This window comes from Neobacillus terrae (assembly GCF_011393025.1).
Taxonomy (GTDB): Bacteria; Bacillota; Bacilli; order Bacillales; family Cytobacillaceae; genus Neobacillus_A; species Neobacillus_A terrae.
This window is the reverse complement of sequence record NZ_JAAOEO010000068.1, coordinates 1-2,372: the sequence shown is the minus strand read 5'-3', so window position 1 is coordinate 2,372 and position 2,372 is coordinate 1. Positions and strand designations below refer to the sequence as shown.

Annotated in this window: 3 protein-coding genes; 2 read left to right on the top strand and 1 reads right to left on the bottom strand. The window is 32.5% G+C overall.

Annotated elements, in window-relative coordinates; genetic code table 11:
* Positions 1-130 precede the first annotated feature (130 nt).
* Together G8761_RS27990 and G8761_RS26605 are read left to right on the top strand one after the other, a co-directional pair.
* Positions 131-370, top strand: coding sequence for a tyrosine-type recombinase/integrase (locus G8761_RS27990; RefSeq protein WP_166030945.1), 240 nt, complete (start codon positions 131-133; stop codon positions 368-370).
* A gap of 88 nt (positions 371-458) precedes the next feature.
* Positions 459-884 (top strand): SRPBCC family protein, encoded by a 426-nt coding sequence (locus G8761_RS26605; RefSeq protein ID WP_166030944.1) that lies wholly within the window; start codon positions 459-461, stop codon positions 882-884.
* A 312-nt stretch (positions 885-1,196) separates the two neighbouring features.
* Here G8761_RS26605 and G8761_RS26600 read toward each other — a convergent pair whose 3' ends face one another.
* A complete protein-coding gene (locus G8761_RS26600; RefSeq protein ID WP_166030943.1) occupies positions 1,197-1,694 on the bottom strand; it encodes a DinB family protein in 498 nt (165 codons plus the stop codon).
* Positions 1,695-2,372 lie beyond the last annotated feature (678 nt).

Genomic DNA, 2,372 nt, shown 5'->3' with positions numbered 1-2,372 from the left:
CTCTTTCATTCTACCAAGAGGTTGTTTTTTTGTTCAAACTCCATTTTCCTTAATTACAGGAATGCTGCCCCTTTAGTGGAACAAGAAAAGCTGCCAAAATGACAGTTCCCTTTCTTTAACTCTTGCACCCATTTGTTTAAGTACAATTCTTCACAATCTTTTTATTTTTGTAACTGAACATCATCCTCATCGAATGAGCATCGCCCAGTTAAGAAATTTTATCAAGCAAATTTCAAAACGAACGGGCATTAACAAGAAAATCCATCCTCATCAACTAAGGCATAGCACGCAACCCATTGTTACAAGGTTAGTGGAAGGGAGGAAATGGAGTATAGGGGTGGTAAAAGCAACAATGAAAAATGTAGCCTAATATTTGGAATTAACATATAATGTAATCAGGCGTCTATTGTGGACAAAACCACCAAAAAATACTCGTTTTAAAGAGGAGGTAATCTGAAATGGAAACATCTAAAAAAATAACAGTAGAAACAACAGTTCAATCACCAGTAGAAAAGGTATGGAAATATTGGACAGAGCCAACTCATATAACAAAATGGAACGCAGCTTCGGATGACTGGCACACACCATTTGCTGAGAATGATTTAAGAGCAGGTGGGAAATTCCTTTCCAGAATGGAAGCCAAAGATGGCAGTTTTGGTTTCGATTTTGGTGGCATTTATGATGAAGTAAAGTTACATGAGGTTATCGCTTATACAATGGGCGATGGGAGAAAAGTTAAAATCACTTTTAAAGGTCAAGAAAACGAAACCGAAGTAATTGTAATTTTTGATTCTGAAACTGAGAATCCAATTGAGGTACAACAACAAGGATGGCAGTCGATTCTAAATAATTTCAAAAAATATGCAGAGCAAACAACCATTTAAAAAAGCAAATCAGAGATGCTCAAGTAATCATTTTTATAAGGCACTAAAATTATTGATATTTTTCTTAACAAAGAGTCAGCCAAAATTGACTCTTTTATTTTTCACTTAAAGACGTTGCAAATTTTTAATATCGATATACAAATGGGGCTATATATTAGGTGAAATGCGAAATAAATAAGTCTTTTTCCTTATTACACTAAACTGCCCGTTACTTTAAGTGTGTTGTTTCACAAATTAAATTAAAACAATATTTCATCTGTTATTTGGTGTAATATCCTGCCTATTCGTGACAGCTTCAAAAAACAACTTGAATTAATCCAAGTTGTTTTCCTTTAAAAATTGTGTGATTTGTCCCTTGTGGTGGTTATCGTGGTCAGTAAATTCCTTAATAATATACATAAGAGAATAAGGTGTTCCTGTATGTGGGCAATGAGTTATTCCGTTGGCAGGTAAGGGTTTATTTAATTTTTCAATAGGAAACTCGTTTAGTTCTTTTACAAGCTGATTCCTTGTATCTCTCGCTTCTTCAATAAGTTTTAATTGTGATATACCTGATTTTACGTAATCTGATGCCTTTTTATTGTAGGTATCAAAATCAGGAAACTCCATCCCTTTTTCGTTTCGTACCGATGGGAGGACTTCTAATAATAGATGGTTATCCCACTTCATAAGATGGGCTATTATTTCGCTTACAGACCATTTACCTTTTGCTATTGATTTAGACCATAATGCGTTTTCTAAATCAACTAATGTCTTTAACCAGGGTGAATATTGTTTGAAATTACTTATTATGTAACTTGCCTCACTCATTATATTTCCTCTTTTCAAAGTTAATTTTTAGAATATTATAACATAAAAGTTCCATTTAACAAACGTATGTTCTCGTGTATTTTATATTAATTTATAAGATGAATTTTCATTTCTTGTTTAACTAACCTGCCCTTTACTTCAATAAGAATAAAGCCTTGCTCCTTTGTTGAAGCAAAGCCCAAGAGATTTGAATAAGAAAACAAAAAAAATATAAAGTTAAAACCATAGCTAAAAATGGCAATAAAATAAGAAATAATATAACAATTCCTTTTTCCAATTATTTTTTATTTGAAGCAATTCTGCTTTTTCTTTATTTTTAAGCGACCAAATAATTAAACCAATCCAATAAATCGCCCAAAAAACGTAGTCAAAAGTATCCATAAATCCACCTCTGATATCCTTTATTCCTTAACGAAGGCCAATATTCCTTCTAAAAATTTCCTGCCCGTTAGCATACAAAGAAAAAAGATGCTGCCGCAGCAACATCAATACTCAACATAAGCCCCTGTTAATTCAACAAGAAACGTATATATTTAATAAAGATTTAAAAGGTACTAGGAATGGTAATTGCCCTCGCAACTTAATAACTCCTTTCATATATTATAGCAAGTCCAATATAGAAAGGAGGTATTTTGCAGTGGAATTAAATTATGAACGTGCAAAGCATTTAAAAGGTAG